Source organism: Mycobacterium colombiense CECT 3035 (assembly GCF_002105755.1).
GTDB classification, from domain to species: Bacteria; Actinomycetota; Actinomycetes; order Mycobacteriales; family Mycobacteriaceae; genus Mycobacterium; species Mycobacterium colombiense.
In genome coordinates this window covers 26,846-42,332 of the sequence record NZ_CP020821.1, presented here as the reverse complement: position 1 = coordinate 42,332, position 15,487 = coordinate 26,846, and the positions used below count along the sequence as shown (strand labels likewise).

The window sequence follows — 15,487 nt, the reverse complement described above, 5'->3', positions numbered from 1 at the left end:
GCGGCGACGTGAAAATCCTGATGGTGTCGTGGGAATACCCGCCGGTGGTGATCGGCGGGCTTGGCCGGCACGTGCATCATCTGTCGACCGCGCTGGCCGCCGCCGGTCACGACGTCGTCGTGCTGTCGCGGCGCCCCACCGGAACCGATCCCCGCAGCCATCCGTCGTCCGACCACATCAGCGAGGGCGTCCGGGTGATCGCGGCCGCTCAGGATCCGCACGAATTCACCTTCGGCACCGACATGATGGCGTGGACACTCGCGATGGGCCACTCCATGATTCGCGCCGGGCTGCCGCTGACGAAGCCGGGCACCAACCGCGCCTGGCGGCCCGACGTGGTGCACGCCCACGACTGGCTGGTGGCCCACCCGGCGATCGCTCTCGCCCAATTCTACGATGCGCCAATGGTTTCCACGATCCACGCCACCGAAGCCGGCCGGCATTCCGGCTGGGTCAGCGGCGCGATCAGCCGCCAGGTGCACGCCATCGAATCGTGGCTGGTGCGCGAATCCGACTCGCTGATCACATGTTCGGCGTCGATGGCCGACGAGATCACCGAACTGTTCGGTCCCGGCCTGGCCGAGATCACGGTGATCTGCAACGGCATCGAGACGGCGCGCTGGCCGTTCGCGGCGCGCCGGCCGCGCACCGGGCCGGCCGAGCTGCTCTACCTGGGCCGGCTGGAATACGAGAAGGGTGTGCACGACGTCATCGCCGCGCTGCCGCGGATCCGGCGCAGCCACCCCGGCACCACGCTGACCATCGCCGGCGAGGGCACCCAGCAGGGCTGGCTCGTCGAGCAGGCGCGTAAACACAAGGTGCTCAAGGCAATCCGGTTCGTCGGGCACCTCGAACACGCCGAGCTGCTGGCCGTCCTGCATCGCGCCGACGCCGCGGTGCTGCCCAGCCACTACGAGCCGTTCGGGATCGTCGCGCTGGAGGCCGCCGCCGCCGGCACTCCCCTGGTGACCTCGGACATCGGCGGCCTGGGCGAGGCGGTGATCAACGGCCAGACCGGGGTGTCGTGCCCGCCGCGCGATGTGGCCCGGCTGGCCGCGGCGGTGCGCACCGTGCTCGACGACCCGCAGGCCGCGCAGCAGCGCGCCCACGCCGCCCGCGAGCGACTCACCTCGGATTTCGATTGGCACACGGTGGCCGACAAGACCGCGCAGGTCTACCTGTCGGCCAAGCGTGGCGTGCGGCAGCCCCAGGCCCGGCTGCCCATCGTCGAACACGCCCTGCCGGACCGGTAGCACTAACGTTTGAGGGATGGGGCTGGAGTATTCGAGCGTCGTGGACGCTCCCATCACCGACGTTTTCGATTGGCATGCCAGACCGGGCGCGTTCACCCGGCTCTCGCCGCCGTGGCAGCCGATGCGGCTGGTCACCGAGGCGGCCTCACTCAAGGACGGGCGGGCCACGCTGGCGCTGCCCGGGGGTCTGCGCTGGGTAGCCGTCCATCAGCCCGACGGCTATGACCCGCCGCGGCGTTTCGTCGACGCCATCGGCGGCGACGGCCTGGCCACGCTGCCGGCGCGAATTGCCGTGCGGTGGAACCACACCCACGAATTCGAGGACCTCGGCGGCAACCGCACCAGGGTGATCGACCGGGTGGACACCCCGGTGCCCGGTGCCCTGTTGCGGCCGATGTTCGACTACCGGCACCGGCAGCTGGCCGGCGATCTGGCCGCACACCGGCTGGCCGCCGAGAACGGGCTGCGGCCGTTGACGATCGCCGTCACCGGATCCTCCGGACTCATCGGTTCGGCATTGACCGCCTTCCTGCGCACCGGCGGCCACCGGGTGATCCGGCTGGTCCGGCACGCGCCACAAGGCGACGACGAGCGACGGTGGGACACCGACGATCCCGAGCCGCGGCTGTTCGAAGGGGTCGACGCGGTGATCCACCTGGCGGGAGCATCGATCGCCGGCCGGTTCACCGACGACCACCGGCGGGCCATCCGGGACAGCAGGATTGGGCCCACCGCCCGGCTGGCCGAACTGCTGGGCCGCGCCGACCCCCGGCCGGCCGTGCTGGTCTCGGCGTCGGCGATCGGCTACTACGGATACGACCGCGGCGATGACACCCTGACCGAGGACAGCGATCGCGGCGACGGATTCCTGGCTGACGTGGTGGCCGACTGGGAGCAGGCGACCACGCCGGCGCAGCAGGCCGGGGTGCGCGTGGTGCGGGTGCGCACCGGCATCGTGCAGTCGCCGGCCGGCGGCACGCTGAAGCTGATGCGCCCGCTGTTCAGCGCCGGCCTTGGCGGCCGGCTCGGCGACGGGCGCCAATGGCTGTCCTGGATCGGGATCGACGACCTGGTGGACGTCTATCACCGCGCGCTGTGGGACGCCACCCTCTCGGGTCCGGTGAATGCCGTTGCGCCGCAGCCGGTTCGCAACAGCGAATACACCGCCGTCCTGGCCAAGGTGCTGCGCCGGCCGGCCCTGCTGCCGGTGCCGGCGCTGGGCCCGCGGCTACTGCTGGGCGAGCAGGGCGCCCGCGAACTGGCGTGCGCGAGCCAGCGGGTAGCACCCGCGGCGCTCGCCACGGCCGGACACCGGTTCCGTCAGCCGGACCTCGAGGCGGCGCTGCGCCATCTGTTGGGCCGCACCGGCTGACGGATCCCGAAGGTTTTCAGGGCACCCGCCGAACGGTGAGCGGTCCGGCGGTGACGTCACGTGTGAGCGGCTACTTTGCGGCATCTCTGCCGTCGCGGCTGTGCTGGTAGGCGCGGGCGCGCAGATCGGCCAGCCACCGCGGGTGCAGACTCAAGCCGGGCGCCGTGTTGAGTACGGGATCGAATGACACGTCGCGGTCGCGCTCGGGATCCAGGGCGGTGGTCAGCGTGATGCGGGCCAGGGGGGTGAAATCGCCGCTGCCGCAGGCCTGGTCGAGTGTCACCTCGATGTTGCTGCGCTCGAGCTTGGACCGGACAGCGTCCAGGCTCAGACCCGGGCCGCCGATCTCGCGCGAGGTTCGGGCCCGCAACCACCAGTTGTTGTTCTGATAGTGCAACGGCATCAGCGTGGTCAGGGTCTGGCCGTTCCACGATGTGGCCGGCCGTAGCGCCAGGGCGCGCGACAGCACCCCCGACCCGGACGAGACGAGCAGGATGTCCCATGGCTTGTCGGCCGGCTGGGGCGTGGGCAGCCGGACGGCCAACCCGATGAAGTCGGGCAGCGCCCCCGGGGTCCCGGTGGCCTTCGACAGGCGCGCAACAATCTCCGAGGATCCGATCGGCAAGCCCTGCGCCGGAGGGGCAACGCGTTCGATGTAGCCCTGCGCCAGCACCCCGATCGGGTGGAAGAACCGTTTGCCCCGGATCGCGGAGCCCCACTGGAAGGGCAACGCGACAAGCTCGAAAACGTTCACCGGCGGCGGATTCCCATTCTGCGGCGGGGGAAACGGGCGCGCGCGACATCGCCACCGCTGGGCGGTGGGTAGAAATTACCGTGACGCAAAAGCCGTTGTGCGCCAGCCGATCATTCGCAGGGTGGGCGGCTTTTGCTGCGGGCTGTAGGTGTGGCTGTCGATGTAGACCTGCGCCATGACGGCCTGCCACGACTCGATCTGAGGCGACGATCGCCAGGTGCCCTCGACCAATCCGACGATCACGGCATTGTTGTCGTCGCTCAGCGTGTACACCGGACCACCGAAGTCCCGGCTGTCGGAGGCCATGTCGGTGATCGCGAAGCGGCCGTTGCCCACCGAGCTGACAGTGCCGCACCGTTGCCCCGTCGCCGTGCGCAACTGGCACACGGGCAGCCCGGGCTGGGCGCGGGTGCCGGGCACGGAGCCCAGGTGGCGCCCCGTCGGCAACACGTCGGTGGCCGTCACCTCCGGCGCGATCGCGATGACCTCGTATTCCACCGGCAGCATCGAGGTGTCCGCCGTGGAGTCGGCGTCGACCTGGCGGCGGCCCAGCACCACGTTGCCGATCGGTTTGCGGTCGCGGTCGGTCACCACCGGCTGTCCGCCATCGCATTGGCCGCTGGTCAGCGCGACCCGCAACCGCGGCTCGACCAGGCCCACCATGCAGACGGTATTGCCCTGGCGGATCTCCATTCCGGGAAACACGGTGGCGCCCGGGTCGGCGACGGCCTGACCCGGTGCGGCGCAGAACATCGTCGTGGCCGCCGAGGCGATCGCCAGCCGGCAGCACCGGCGTCCGAGCTCTTCCATTGGGACCATCGGGACGCATCACCCCTCACGTCCATCAGGGGTCACCGCGGTTTGTTGTTGAACACGCGTATACCCGCCTCCGAGGGGGCCAAACCGCCGTCAGGCGGGCCGGCAAGCGAACAGGCGTTGGTTGCCCAAAGGCCGCAAAACGAAGACCTCGCGGACGTACACGCGTCGAACTGCGCCGGAAAACCCAGGTCCGGATTACACGGTGTTGGCGCCTCGACCCGAGCGGCTTCGGCGTATCCGTATCAGGGCGCCCACCTCGGCGGTAGGCTGCCGACAGGTTGAGTTCACAGCTGCGTCTTTGACGGGGGCGGTGTGCAGAACGCCGTTCGCTCCCGCCTCACCACCATCCGATAGGCGCTCTCATGGCCGCTATTCGCTCCGCAAATTCCGCGGACCCACATGACCCCACCCGCTGCCGGTACATGGCTCACTTCGGCAGGGCCCACCTGTTCGTCTACGCGCGCAACCTCGGCACGGTCCTGCGCGTCGACGGCGAGGTCGACGCCTGCAACGCCAACGACCTCACCGGGGCAATCCGAAACTTCGCCCGGCTCAAGACCCCGCTGGTCCTCGACCTCAGTCATCTGCGTTTCGTCAGCGTGGAGGGGTTTCGGGCGCTGCTGTTGCTCAACGACGAGTTCCGCAAGGCGCGGGTGTACTGCAGCGTGGTCGGCGGCGCGGCGGTTCGTCCCCTGTTGCGGATCGTGCACCACAACGGGCTGTCGATCGCCGGTTCGGTGCCCGAGGCGTTCCAGAACCTGGAAGACGTACTGTGGGCGCGACGGCAGTTCCTCTCCGATTTGGCCCGCCCACGACCGGCCCCGGCCCGTACCGCGCACAGCGCCGCGTCGTGATATTCGCCTAACCCGTTGGGGGGTCAGGGTTTCGGGGCTTCACCCAATTCGTCCTGAAAGCACCGCAGCGCGTCGATCAGTGCGGCGAAAACCCGGTGCGCGGCGGTCAGGTCGGCGTCGGGTAGGTCGGCGAGCGCGACGTGGGCGTGCGCGTTCAGCGGACTGAAGAACGACCGTGCGGTGGCCAGGCCCGATTCGTCGTTACGCAACACGACTTTTCGGCGGTCGGCCGGGTGGCCGTCCCGACGGATATGGCCGGCGTCGATCAGCCGGTCTACCAGATAGGTGATCGCCGAGCCCGACAGTCCCATCCGCTGGCGCAGGTCGCTCGAGGTCATCGGCCGGCCACTCATCTCGGCCACCATGATGTAGAGCAGGGCACGAAAATCATTGGGCCGCAGGCTGTGTATCAGCGCGAACAGCTGACCGATCTGATCGGACCCGGTTGAGAGCTCCCGCAGATCGGCCGAGATGAGCGATTCCAGCTCATCTCGGCCGCGGCTGCGCGCATCGGCGTCCATAACGCTGCGAGCATATCGCCGATCGCGGTGACATTTCAGTTACTTAATGGTTCGGCCGACCGGTGTCCCGGCTGGCGCGAGACGGTTCAGTTCATTAAATTAATGTTTAAGTTATTGAACGAGGTGGGTATGTGGTAGCGGGCGACGCGAGGGCGCGTCTGGCGGACGGCGCTGGGGTTTTACCGGGCTCGCCGACGGGTATGACGCGGGTGTTTAGGCCGCAGGTCTGGGCATGCCAAGCCGTCCGGGAGGGAGCGCTTGGACATTATGGGAGCTTTGTCGTTTTCACCCGCCACGGCTTCGCCGCCGCTGGCGATCGGTTGGCTGAGCGCGGACGACTTCCAAGCATGGCGATCGAACGTGCGGCGGATGGTCCTGGGCGACGTCGCCGATTTCATCGCAGCGCGACGTGCCGGCGAACTGGACGATGCGCGCATGGAAGCCGCCGGCGACATCCTGGTTCAGTTCGTCTCCGGCGGTAAGTGCCTGCGGTCGACGTTCGTGTATCTGGGCTGGCTGTGCGGCGCACCGCCCGACGACGCGGCGCTGCGGGCCGCCGCCAGCTTCGAGTTGGTGCACGCCTTCGCGTTGCTGCAGGACGACGTCATGGATGGTTCCGACGAACGGCGCGGGCGCGCGTCGGCGCATCGGCAATTCGGCCAATGGCATCGCGAGCGCGGATTGCCGGGATCGTCGCGGCGGTTCGGTGAATCCGCCGCCATACTGCTCGGCGACCTGTGCCTCATCTGGGCCGAACAGATGCTGCGCGACAGCGGCGTCGAGCCGCGACGCCTGCAACGCGCGTGGCCGCGCTATGACGCCATGCGCACCGAGCTCGCCGTCGGGCAGTTCGCCGACCTGACCAACGATGCGCGCCAGCTGCCCGGGCTGGAAGCCGTGCTCGACGTGGCACGGCGTAAGTCGGGCAACTACACGGTGCGCCGGCCGCTGGAAATCGGCGCGGCTATGGGCGAGTGCGACGATCGGACGCTGTCCCAACTCGGCCGCTATGGCGCCGCCGTCGGCGAGGCGTTCCAGCTTCGCGACGACATACTGGGCGTCTTCGGCTCGCCGGCGGTGACGGGCAAGCCGGGCGCCGGCGACCTGCTGGAGCGCAAGGCCACCAGCGTGGTGGTGGCCGCCCACCAGCTGGCCGATGCGCCGACCCGGCGTGAACTCGTCGGCCTGGCGAATCGTGAAGCCCTCGACGACAACGCGATCGAGCGGTGGAAGGCGCTGATCGCCGAGACCGGCGCGGTGCAGCTGATCGAGCAGATGATCGGTGACCGCGTCGCTTCCGCGCGCGATCACCTCGGCGACCTGCCGATCGGCGAGCCGGTGCGCACCGCGCTGGCCGAAATGGCGGCCGTCTGCACGGATCGCGCCGAATGAGTAGCACCGACCGGGGAGCTTGTTGATCATGCGGACCATCGAAGGGCGCGCCGATCACGTGGTTGTGATCGGCGCCGGGCTGGCCGGACTCTCCGCGGCGCTGCACCTGGCGGGCCGCGGGCGCGCGGTGACGGTTCTCGAGCGTGAGCCGTGGCCGGGCGGGCGCGCCGGGCGGCTCGACATCGACGGCTACCGGATCGACACAGGGCCAACGGTGCTCACCATGCCGGACATCATCGACGAGACGTTCGCGGCCGTGGGCGAGCGACTCGGCGACCGCATGGAGTTGCTGACGGTCGACCCGGCCTACCGCGCGGTGTTCGCCGACGGGAGTGCGCTGGACGTGCACAGTGACGAGGACCGGATGGCCGACGCCGTGGCGGAGTTCGCCGGCTTCGGGCAGGCGGCGGGCTACCGGCGGCTCCGGAAGTGGTTGACGCGGTTGTACCGCACCGAATTCGACGGTTTCATCGCCGCGAACTTCGATTCCCCGCTGTCGCTGCTCACCCCGCAGCTGGCGCAGCTGACCGCGATCGGCGGCTTCCGCAAGTGGGACCGGATGGTCAGGCGGTACATCAGCGACCCACGGCTGCGGCGGATCTTCACCTTCCAGTCGCTGTACGCGGGCGTGGCGCCGCGCGACGCGCTGGCGGTGTACGCGGTGATCGCCTACATGGACACCATCTCCGGTGTGGTGTTTCCGCGCGGGGGCGTGCGCGCCTTGCCCGACGCGCTGGCCGCGGCCGCCGCCGACGCCGGCGTCCGATTCTGTTACGGCGCAACCGTTACCGCGCTCGAACGCACCGGCGGTCGGGTCAGCGCGGTGGTGTCCGAGCGGACCGGACGCATCGCCTGCGACGCGGTGGTGCTGACCACCGAGTTGCCGCAGACCTACGCGCTGCTGGGCCGCACACCGCGTCGTGTGGCGCGGCTGCGGCCCTCACCCTCGGCCGTCGTCGCGCACCTGGGTTGTCCGGCCGTCGCACCCGGGACGGCCCACCACACCATCCTGTTCGGCGAGGCGTGGGATCAGACTTTCACCGACATCGTCGACGAGGGACGGCTCATGCGCGACCCCTCCCTGTTGGTCACCCGGCCGACGGCCAGCGACCCCACCCTCGCTCCCGAGGGCCGCGACCTGCTCTATGTGCTCGCGCCGGCGCCGAACCTGGAACGGGGCACCATCGATTGGGACGGCACCGGAGGCGCCTACGTCGAGGACATGATCTCGCACGTCGCCGATCGACTGTTGCCCGGTTTGCCGCACGACGCAACGGTTTTGGATGTCGTCACGCCGGCCGACTGGGCGCGGCAGGGCATGGCGGCCGGCAGCCCGTTCGCGCTCGCCCATACGTTCGGCCAGACGGGCCCGTTCCGGCCGGGCAACATGGTGCGCGGCATCGACAACGCGGTGCTCGCCGGATCCTCCACGGTGCCCGGCGTCGGGGTGCCGACCACGCTGATCTCCGGGCGCCTCGCCGCCGACCGCATCACCGGCATCCCCGCGCGATCGGCGGCGCACATCGATTTGAAAGCGGGGCTGCCGTGATGCGCGGCGAGCTGACCGCGGCCGGAATCGACGATCCGCGGCTGCGCGACGGATACCGGCAATGCCGCGAACTCAATGCCGCGCATGGCCGCACCTTCTTCCTGGCCACCCGACTGCTCGCGCCCGACCAGCGGCCGCCCGTGCACGCGCTGTACGGCTTCGCCCGGTACGCCGACGACATCCTCGACGACCTCGACCCGCGGGTCGGCGCCGACGCCCGGGCCCGGCGGCTGCAGCAGCTGTCGGAGCGCTTCTTCTCCGACGGCGCCCACCTGGACGATCCGCTGGTCGCGGCGGTCACCGACACCGTGCGCCGCTACCGGATCAGCGCGGATCTGTTCGAGGACTTCCTGGCTTCGATGCGGATGGACCTCACGGTCACCGACTATCCCGATCGCCAAGCTCTCAACCTCTACATGCGGGGCTCCGCGGAAGCCATTGGGCTGCAAGTGCTTCCGATATTGGGCACGGTGACGTCGGTGCGGGAGGCGGCGCCGTACGCCGCGGCGCTGGGCCGGGCGTTTCAGTTGACCAATTTCCTGCGCGACGTCGACGAGGACCTGCAGCGCGGCCGGGTTTATCTGCCGGCCGACGAACTAACCGCCGAGGGCGTCGATCGAGAGCTGCTGGTGTGGTGCCACGAGCACCGTCGCACCGATCCACGGGTGCGCCGGGCCCTGATCGCCCAGCACGAAATCGCCCGCCAGACCTACCGATTCGCCGCGAACGGGATCGGCACGCTCGCCCGCCGCTCGCGGCCGTGCGTGGCGACCGCGGCGGCGCTGTACTCAGAGATCTTGGACTGCATCGAAAGAAGCGACTTCGCGGTGTTCGATCACCGGGCCACGGTCGGCACGGCCCGACGGCTTCGGGTCGCCGGCGCGGGACTGATACGGTCGTGGCGGGCGCGAAACGGCGCGCGGGGCGTTCGTCAGTCGGGGGCCGCATGAGCGATCGGTGGCAGTACCTGGCGGTGCTCGCCGCCTGCCTGGTGATCACCGCGCCGCTGGAATTCTTCGGCCCCGGCGTCTACCGCCAGTGGCGGCGGGTCATCAAGGCGGTCGTGCCGGTGGCCGCGGTGTTCCTGGTCTGGGATGAGATCGCGGTGGCCGCGCACGTGTGGACCTACGACCGCCGGTACCTGTGCGGCCTGAGCATCCCGTTTCGGGTGCCGATCGAGGAGGTGCTGTTCTTCCTCGTCATCCCGGTGTGCGCGTTGCTGACCTACAACGCCGTCACCACCATCCTGCAGAAGGTGCATCGCCGATGACCGGCCTCGGCTACACCCTGCCGGCGGCGCTGGCGGTATTGCTGGTCTGCGCACTGGAATTGGCGGTGCTGCGCACCGGGCTCTTCCGGCGGCCCGCGTACTGGCTGTCGATGTTGATCGTGCTCGGGTTCCAGGTCCCGGTGGACGGCTGGCTGACCAAACTCAGCTCGCCCATCGTCGGATACGACGATCGGCAGCTGAGCGGCGCGCGTTTCCCGTTCGACATCCCGGTCGAGGACTTTTTGTTCGGCTTCGCGTTGGTCACCGCGGTGCTGCTGCTGTGGGAGCGGCAACGTGCGCGGCGGTGATGCGGGCCCCGGCGAGTTGGCGGCCGCGTTCGACGCGGGTGCCCCGGCCTACGATCGCCTGGTCGGCGCCAGCCCCGGCTACCACGCGCAGCTGGCCCTGTCGGCGCGCCGGATGCGGATTCCCGCCCACGGCAAGGGGTTACGGTTGCTCGACGCCGGATGCGGCACGGGCGCCTCGACGGCCGCGCTGCTCGCCGCCGCGCCCGAGGCCGACATCGTCGCCGTCGACGCGTCGCGGGGGATGCTCGACGCGGCGCGCGCCAAGGACTGGCCCGCCTCGGTGCGCTTCGTGCACACCCCGGTCGAACAGCTGGCCGAGCACGGAATCGCCGGGCCGTTCGACGGCATCCTGGCCGCCTACCTGATCCGCAACGTCGCCGACCGCGACGCGCAGCTGCGCAGGTTCCGCGAGTTGCTGCGGCCGGGCGGCACGCTGGCGGTGCACGAATACTCGGTGCGCGATTCCCCCGCGGCCACCCGCATCTGGCACGCCCTGTGCTGGGGAATCATCATCCCCGCCGGGTGGTGGCGCACCCGCGACGCCGGGCTGTACCGCTACCTGTGGCGCAGCGTGCTGGCATTCGACGGCGCCACGCGATTTCGGGGTCGCCTCGCCGAGGCCGGCTTCACCGCGGTGCACAGCGAGACGATGCCCGGTTGGGAGGCCAACATCGTGCACACCTTCCTGGCGGATGCGCCGCGATGAGCATCGATCGGCGGCGCCGAACATTCGCGGCGCCAACGGGATTGCCCGACGCGGGCGCCCTGGAATCGCGCCCGCGGGTGGCCGTCGTCGGCGGCGGGATCGCCGGGCTGGCGGCCGCCACCGGACTGGCCGAGCGCGGCGTCGCCGTCGAGGTCATCGAAAGCGAGCACTACCTCGGCGGCCGGGTGGGCGGCTGGACCGAGCGGGACGGCGACGCCGAGCTCGCGATGAACCGCGGCTTCCACGCGTTCTTCCGGCAGTACTACAACCTGCGCGCGCTGCTGGGGCGGATCGACCCGCAGTTGCGGATGCTCACCGCGGTCGAGGATTACCCGCTGATCGACGGGGCGGGCCGGCGCGACAGCTTCCGGGGGCTGCCGCGCACCCCACCGTGGAACGCCGCGGTCTTCGCGGCGCGCAGTCCCACGTTCCGGCTGCGCGACTTCGCCCGCATCGACGCCCGCGCGGCCGCACCGCTGGCCGCCGTCTCGGTGCCCGGAACCTACCAGCGCCTGGACCGCACGGACGCCGCGACGTTCCTCGAGGACATCCGATTCCCGGAGGCGGCAAGGCATCTCGCCTTCGAGGTGTTCTCCCGCAGTTTCTTCGCCGACCCTGCCAACCTTTCCGCGGCCGAGTTGGCGACCATGTTTCACATCTACTTCCTTGGATCGTCGGAAGGCCTGATCTTCGACGTGCCGTCGGCCAACTACGACAGCGCGCTGTGGCAACCGTTGCGCGGGTACCTCGAAGGGCGCGGCGTGCGGTTCCGGCTCGCCACGAAGGTCCTGCGCATCGACACACAACCGGCGAAGACCTTTCGGGTGCGCACCGATTCCGATGACCACTGTGACGCCGACGCCGTCGTGGTGGCCACCGATGTCGCCGGTTTGCAGCGGATCGTCGCGGCGTCCAGCGAGCTGGGCACCGACGACTGGCGCGCCCAGATTGCGCGGCTGCGCACCGCGCCGCCGTTCGCCGTGCACCGGTTGTGGCTCGACCGCCCGGTCGCCTCGCACCGGCCGGCGTTTCTGGGCACCGCCGGCCACGAACCGCTCGACAACATCAGCGTGCTGGAACGCTACGAACGCGAAGCGTGCGACTGGGCCGCCGCGCATCGCGGTTCGGTCGTCGAATTACACTCGTATGCACTGGATTCCGTGCCGTCGCGCGCCGCCGCGCTACGGCAACTGCACAGGGTGTATCCCGAAACCGCCGCCGCGCAGATCGTCCACGAGAAGCTGCTGCACCGCAGCGACTGCCCGCTGTTCTCGCCCGGCTCCTATCCGCACCGCCCGCCGATCATCACGCCGACGCCCGGCCTGCTGCTGGCCGGCGACGCGATCCGCATCGACCTGCCGGTGGCACTGATGGAACGGGCCGCCACCACCGGCTGGTGCGCCGCCAACCAACTCCTGCAACGATGGGGGCTAGCCGGACACCCGTTGGCCACGGTACCCACCCAAGGCAGGTCACGACTGCTGCGCTGGCTTGCCGCCCGCGAAAGAGCCACCCGACCATGAACATTCGCGAACAGCTCCAGCAGCGACTTTCCACCGCCCGGGCCAAAGGCTGGCCGCTGCAGGTGATCCCGCGCACGCCATGGGCCGATCAGCGCCCGACGTATCGCGACGCACAGCCCGCCATCATCGACGGAGCGCTGCGGCGGTCCCAGAGCAGACCCACCGGCAACTGGTACGCGTTCGCGGCCAGCGACCGGGTGCCGGGCGGGCGGCCCTTCGGCACGCGCGTCGCTGGCGTCGGCGTCGTCGCCTGGCGTGACGAAGGGGGCCGGCTGTGCGTGGGGCCGCGCAGTTGTCCCCACCTGGGCGCCGACCTCGCCACCGGCACCGTGCACCGGGGCGCGCTGATCTGCCGCTGGCACGGGCTGACGCTGGACGGCCGCTCGCGCGAGTTCGGCTGGAGCCCGTTGCCCAGCCATGACGACGGGGTGCTGGCGTGGGTCCGGCTCGACGCGGTGGGCAAGGAGGAACCGCTGGACCGGCCGGTGCTTGCGCAACGGCCGACCGGCGACACCCTGAGCGCGGTCGCCGCCGTGGTGGGTGTGTGCGAGCCGAGCGACGTCATCGCCAACCGGCTCGATCCCTGGCACGGCGCGTGGTTTCACCCCTACTCGTTCACCCGGCTCGACGTGCTCACCACGCCCACCGAACACGTCGACCGGTTCCTGGTGGCGGTGACATTCCGGATGGGCCGCCTGGGCGTGCCCGTCGTCGCGGAATTCAGTTGCCCGGAGGCACGCACCATCGTCATGCGCATCGTGGACGGCGAGGGAACCGGCAGCGTCGTCGAAACCCACGCGACGCCAATGGGTTCGGGCCCCGACGGCCGGCCGCGCACGGCGGTCCTGGAAGCCACCATCGCGCATTCGGACCGGCCCGGCTTCGCCCGCGCTTCCCGAGTGGCCCCGCTGATCACACCCTTGATGCGCTATGCGGCCACCAAACTCTGGCGCGATGACCTCGCCTACGCCGAGCGCCGCTACCAGGTGCGCGCCGGGCTCGGGTAGCCCGGCGGCGCCGGCTCAGGGGGTGTATTCGCCCGCCGGCGCGCTGCTCGCGGGAGCCGCGGCATGCCGGCCACCGGTCGACCGCCGCCGCGCCACCCACAGCGCGCCAGCCACGAGCAGGACCGCCAGCACGGTCAGGGTGGGCCACATGGCCAGCTGCGCGAGCCACAAACGTCGTTGCAGGCGCAGCACTTTGCGCTCCGCGCCCCCCAGGCGCCGGGAAGTCTCGATCACAGTCATCGCCAAACCTGATACCCCGGGTCCACCCGTTCAAACCGCCGCGCGACTCTTGACCGGGGAGTCGACGAAACACGGAATCCGACGATTCGGTCAGCCCCGCGGCGGGAATGCCTAGGTCAACGCGGGGGAGGAATGCGATGACCGACGGGGCCAGTATCGACCTTGACGAGGTTGCGCAGGCGGTGGGGCGAGTGACCGAGGCGCTGGAAACCATCGAGCGAGCGCGCGGGCATTTGTATTCGTTCCATCAGCTCACCGGGCGTGCCGATCTGCAACTCGACGAGGCGGTGGCGCGGTTGAACGAGATCGGCCAGGCCGACCTCGCGCGACGGATCACCAGCGAGCTGATCGGGCGCAATGTGCTGCCGGGCCGGTGGAGCTTTCAGGTCGTCGAGGAGTACGACGAGGGCTACTACCGCTGTTTCAAAGAGACCGAGCAGCTGGTGCGGACCCGACTCACCGAAGGGCGGCGGCACGTCCACGAGATGGCGCTCAAACAGCGCCGCCGCACCGCCAGCCACCCGGCCCACACCGCGACCCCCGGTGACGAATCGGCGCAAGGCGAATCCCGATGAGTGACAACGACTTCAACAAGGGCGACAAAGTGGAGTGGCAAAGCCACGGGACCACGGTCCGCGGCACGGTCGAAGGCAAAATCACCTCCGACACCGAAGCCGCCGGACGCACGGTGCGGGCGTCCACCGACGAGCCGCAGTACCAGGTGCGCAGCGACAAGACGGGAGCCGACGCCGTGCACAAGCCGGACGCGCTACGTCGCGCAAAGTGATGCGCGTGAACAGAATCCACGAGGACCGGCCATGACCGACGATCGAGACACCACCTGGCATCGCTTCCGGGACACCGTGAACATGACCGCACGGGAGCTGGAAAGTGGCTCGGCACCGAGGAATCCAAGGGTGTCGGCGAAAAGCACGGTGCCGAGTCCACCGGCCACGCCAGCGGCCGCCGCATCGTCGAGATACTCAAGGCCAAACGTGCCGACCTCACCGACGCCGACTACGCGCACATGCGAAAAGTGGTCGGCTACGCCAAACGCCACCTGGCCCAACGCCCGGACGGCACGATCGACGACAGTCCGTGGCGATACTCCTTGATGAACTGGGGCCACGACCCCGCGAAGTCCCGATAGCACCGGCCCGAGCCGCCGCCCGGCCAACCGCCGCGCGTGCCGTAGGCTGAGGGCCCCAGAAACGCTCGGGCGTTTCGCCTGCCGCCCAGAGCGGTCGCCGATACGCTGGCTGGCGTATTTTGCAAGAAGGATGCGGGTAAGTGACCAAGCGCGCCGCCGCTGACCGGCGACCAGATCGGGCCGAACTCGAGAAGTTGATGTCGGCCGACATGCGCGCGATCACGGCGCAGTCCGACCGCATCGGCCGGCACTTCGCCCGGCAAAACGATGTCAGCGGTACGGACTTTCACGCCTTGCTGCACATCATGGTCGCCGAAACCGCCGGGGAGCCGTTGACGGCGGCGCAGCTGCGACGGCGGATGGACGTGTCACCGGCCGCGATCACCTATCTGGTCGACCGCATGATCGACGCCGGGCACGTCCGGCGCGAACCCGATCCCCAGGACCGGCGCAAGACCCTGCTCCGCTACGAGAAACCGGGCATGGCGCTGGCCCGGTCGTTTTTCACTCCCCTTGGCGCCGAGCTACATACGGCCCTGGCCGACCTCCCCGATCGCGATCTGGTGGCGGCACATCGGGTGTTCACCGCGATGATCGAGGCGATGGCAGGCTTCGAATCGCGGCTGGCCACACCGAGTCCGAAGGCGCCCGCGGCCACCGAAACAAAGCGCGCGACGGTCAAAGGCCGTCGCAGTCCGGCCAGACGCGGCGCCGCGCCCGATCGGTGAACCGGACGCCCGGCGGCGCAGCCCAGCAGCCCCAGGGCCGG

General features: G+C 69.9%; 19 protein-coding genes. 15 read left to right on the top strand and 4 right to left on the bottom strand.

Annotation, left to right across the window (positions count from 1 at the left end; genetic code table 11):
* Positions 1–8: 8 nt before the first annotated feature.
* Entirely contained in the window at positions 9–1,253 is a 1,245-nt protein-coding gene (locus tag B9D87_RS00235; protein ID WP_007775597.1) for a glycosyltransferase family 4 protein, read from the top strand.
* A 16-nt stretch (positions 1,254–1,269) separates the two neighbouring features.
* Positions 1,270–2,625: a TIGR01777 family oxidoreductase gene (locus tag B9D87_RS00230; RefSeq protein WP_007775598.1), complete on the top strand. Its 1,356-nt coding sequence runs from the start codon at positions 1,270–1,272 to the stop codon at positions 2,623–2,625.
* Positions 2,626–2,695: 70 nt separating this feature from the next.
* Here the strand turns inward: B9D87_RS00230 and B9D87_RS00225 are convergent, their stop codons facing one another.
* Complete coding sequence (locus tag B9D87_RS00225; protein ID WP_007775599.1) at positions 2,696–3,379, bottom strand: hypothetical protein; 684 nt, start codon at positions 3,377–3,379, stop codon at positions 2,696–2,698.
* Positions 3,380–3,454: 75 nt separating this feature from the next.
* On the bottom strand, positions 3,455–4,189 hold the full coding sequence (locus B9D87_RS00220) for an Rv1815 family serine proteinase (RefSeq protein ID WP_007775601.1): 735 nt from the start codon (positions 4,187–4,189) through the stop codon (positions 3,455–3,457).
* Positions 4,190–4,620: 431 nt separating this feature from the next.
* On the opposite strand from B9D87_RS00220, the gene B9D87_RS00215 reads away from it, so the two are divergent.
* Complete coding sequence (locus B9D87_RS00215) at positions 4,621–5,052, top strand: STAS domain-containing protein (RefSeq protein WP_007775603.1); 432 nt, start codon at positions 4,621–4,623, stop codon at positions 5,050–5,052.
* Positions 5,053–5,075: 23 nt separating this feature from the next.
* Here B9D87_RS00215 and B9D87_RS00210 read toward each other — a convergent pair whose 3' ends face one another.
* Positions 5,076–5,573, bottom strand: coding sequence for a MarR family winged helix-turn-helix transcriptional regulator (locus tag B9D87_RS00210; protein ID WP_007775605.1), 498 nt, complete (start codon positions 5,571–5,573; stop codon positions 5,076–5,078).
* A 267-nt stretch (positions 5,574–5,840) separates the two neighbouring features.
* On the opposite strand from B9D87_RS00210, the gene B9D87_RS00205 reads away from it, so the two are divergent.
* From B9D87_RS00205 to B9D87_RS00170, 8 genes are read left to right on the top strand one after another with little or no spacing between them, the layout of a single operon-like run.
* Positions 5,841–6,965 carry a polyprenyl synthetase family protein gene (locus B9D87_RS00205; RefSeq protein WP_052002572.1) on the top strand — a complete coding sequence of 375 codons (1,125 nt, stop codon included), beginning with the start codon at positions 5,841–5,843 and terminating at the stop codon, positions 6,963–6,965.
* Positions 6,966–6,993: 28 nt separating this feature from the next.
* Positions 6,994–8,514, top strand: a complete 1,521-nt coding sequence (gene crtI, locus B9D87_RS00200) for a phytoene desaturase family protein (RefSeq protein ID WP_040631525.1) — start codon at positions 6,994–6,996, stop codon at positions 8,512–8,514.
* Positions 8,511–9,464: a phytoene/squalene synthase family protein gene (locus tag B9D87_RS00195; RefSeq protein WP_040631527.1), complete on the top strand. Its 954-nt coding sequence runs from the start codon at positions 8,511–8,513 to the stop codon at positions 9,462–9,464. Before crtI ends, B9D87_RS00195 begins: the two co-directional genes overlap by 4 nt.
* Positions 9,461–9,784, top strand: a complete 324-nt coding sequence (locus B9D87_RS00190) for a lycopene cyclase domain-containing protein (protein WP_007775611.1) — start codon at positions 9,461–9,463, stop codon at positions 9,782–9,784. Before B9D87_RS00195 ends, B9D87_RS00190 begins: the two co-directional genes overlap by 4 nt.
* The gene (locus B9D87_RS00185) at positions 9,781–10,092 is read left to right on the top strand and encodes a lycopene cyclase domain-containing protein (protein WP_007775613.1); all 312 of its coding nucleotides are present in this window, start codon (positions 9,781–9,783) and stop codon (positions 10,090–10,092) included. Before B9D87_RS00190 ends, B9D87_RS00185 begins: the two co-directional genes overlap by 4 nt.
* Complete coding sequence (locus B9D87_RS00180) at positions 10,079–10,798, top strand: class I SAM-dependent methyltransferase (protein WP_007775615.1); 720 nt, start codon at positions 10,079–10,081, stop codon at positions 10,796–10,798. The genes B9D87_RS00185 and B9D87_RS00180 overlap by 14 nt, the downstream gene beginning before the upstream one ends.
* Entirely contained in the window at positions 10,795–12,321 is a 1,527-nt protein-coding gene (locus B9D87_RS00175) for an FAD-dependent oxidoreductase (RefSeq protein ID WP_007775617.1), read from the top strand. The genes B9D87_RS00180 and B9D87_RS00175 overlap by 4 nt, the downstream gene beginning before the upstream one ends.
* Entirely contained in the window at positions 12,318–13,328 is a 1,011-nt protein-coding gene (locus tag B9D87_RS00170; protein ID WP_007775619.1) for a DUF5914 domain-containing protein, read from the top strand. Before B9D87_RS00175 ends, B9D87_RS00170 begins: the two co-directional genes overlap by 4 nt.
* Before the next feature lie 15 nt (positions 13,329–13,343).
* Here the strand turns inward: B9D87_RS00170 and B9D87_RS00165 are convergent, their stop codons facing one another.
* A complete protein-coding gene (locus B9D87_RS00165; RefSeq protein ID WP_040631529.1) occupies positions 13,344–13,568 on the bottom strand; it encodes a hypothetical protein in 225 nt (74 codons plus the stop codon).
* Positions 13,569–13,705: 137 nt separating this feature from the next.
* On the opposite strand from B9D87_RS00165, the gene B9D87_RS00160 reads away from it, so the two are divergent.
* The 4 genes from B9D87_RS00160 (at position 13,706) to B9D87_RS00145 (ending at position 15,446) form a co-directional block, all read left to right on the top strand.
* A complete protein-coding gene (locus B9D87_RS00160) occupies positions 13,706–14,143 on the top strand; it encodes a hypothetical protein (RefSeq protein WP_007775624.1) in 438 nt (145 codons plus the stop codon).
* On the top strand, positions 14,140–14,355 hold the full coding sequence (locus B9D87_RS00155) for a hypervirulence associated TUDOR domain-containing protein (RefSeq protein ID WP_007775626.1): 216 nt from the start codon (positions 14,140–14,142) through the stop codon (positions 14,353–14,355). The genes B9D87_RS00160 and B9D87_RS00155 overlap by 4 nt, the downstream gene beginning before the upstream one ends.
* A gap of 54 nt (positions 14,356–14,409) precedes the next feature.
* Positions 14,410–14,718 (top strand): DUF3140 domain-containing protein, encoded by a 309-nt coding sequence (locus B9D87_RS00150; RefSeq protein ID WP_238553496.1) that lies wholly within the window; start codon positions 14,410–14,412, stop codon positions 14,716–14,718.
* Positions 14,719–14,858: 140 nt separating this feature from the next.
* Positions 14,859–15,446 (top strand): MarR family winged helix-turn-helix transcriptional regulator, encoded by a 588-nt coding sequence (locus B9D87_RS00145; RefSeq protein WP_007775628.1) that lies wholly within the window; start codon positions 14,859–14,861, stop codon positions 15,444–15,446.
* The last annotated feature ends 41 nt before the right edge of the window (positions 15,447–15,487 follow it).

Bases quoted from the DNA above. Each gene is read 5' to 3' on its own strand.
- B9D87_RS00205 (WP_052002572.1), top strand. From the start codon at position 5,841: ATGGGAGCTTTGTCGTTTTCACCCGCCACGGCTTCGCCGCCGCTGGCG.
- crtI (WP_040631525.1), top strand. From the start codon at position 6,994: ATGCGGACCATCGAAGGGCGCGCCGATCACGTGGTTGTGATCGGCGCC.
- B9D87_RS00175 (WP_007775617.1), top strand. From the start codon at position 10,795: ATGAGCATCGATCGGCGGCGCCGAACATTCGCGGCGCCAACGGGATTG.
- B9D87_RS00190 (WP_007775611.1), top strand. From the start codon at position 9,461: ATGAGCGATCGGTGGCAGTACCTGGCGGTGCTCGCCGCCTGCCTGGTG.
- B9D87_RS00165 (WP_040631529.1), bottom strand. From the start codon at position 13,568: ATGACTGTGATCGAGACTTCCCGGCGCCTGGGGGGCGCGGAGCGCAAA.
- B9D87_RS00230 (WP_007775598.1), top strand. From the start codon at position 1,270: ATGGGGCTGGAGTATTCGAGCGTCGTGGACGCTCCCATCACCGACGTT.
- B9D87_RS00210 (WP_007775605.1), bottom strand. From the start codon at position 5,573: ATGGACGCCGATGCGCGCAGCCGCGGCCGAGATGAGCTGGAATCGCTC.
- B9D87_RS00160 (WP_007775624.1), top strand. From the start codon at position 13,706: ATGACCGACGGGGCCAGTATCGACCTTGACGAGGTTGCGCAGGCGGTG.
- B9D87_RS00215 (WP_007775603.1), top strand. From the start codon at position 4,621: ATGGCTCACTTCGGCAGGGCCCACCTGTTCGTCTACGCGCGCAACCTC.
- B9D87_RS00170 (WP_007775619.1), top strand. From the start codon at position 12,318: ATGAACATTCGCGAACAGCTCCAGCAGCGACTTTCCACCGCCCGGGCC.
- B9D87_RS00185 (WP_007775613.1), top strand. From the start codon at position 9,781: ATGACCGGCCTCGGCTACACCCTGCCGGCGGCGCTGGCGGTATTGCTG.
- B9D87_RS00220 (WP_007775601.1), bottom strand. From the start codon at position 4,189: ATGGAAGAGCTCGGACGCCGGTGCTGCCGGCTGGCGATCGCCTCGGCG.
- B9D87_RS00155 (WP_007775626.1), top strand. From the start codon at position 14,140: ATGAGTGACAACGACTTCAACAAGGGCGACAAAGTGGAGTGGCAAAGC.